Here is a 255-nt window from a genome sequence, read left to right as displayed (position 1 = left end):
GACATCAAACGAGACTCCGCTAGTAGTGGCGAGCGAACGCGGACCAGGCCAGTGGCTTATATGAGTAAAGTGGAACAATCTGGAAAGGTTGGCTAGAGTGGGTGATAGCCCCGTACACGCAACACGAATATAAGTCCTTGAGTAGGGCGGGACACGTGAAATCCTGTCTGAACATGGGTAGACCACTATCCAAGCCTAAGTACTCGTGCATGACCGATAGCGAACCAGTACCGTGAGGGAAAGGTGAAAAGCACC

1 rRNA gene is annotated in these 255 nt (G+C 51.8%); it reads left to right on the top strand.

What is annotated here, in order from left to right:
• Positions 1-255 (top strand): 23S ribosomal RNA (locus tag ACOZHT_RS24485); the annotation flags it as partial.

It is taken from the genome of Ochrobactrum sp. EDr1-4 (assembly GCF_049199085.1).
Classification (GTDB): Bacteria; Pseudomonadota; Alphaproteobacteria; order Rhizobiales; family Rhizobiaceae; genus Brucella.
The sequence above is the reverse complement of the archived record's forward strand: the minus strand, read 5'-3'. Positions and strand labels throughout refer to the sequence as shown.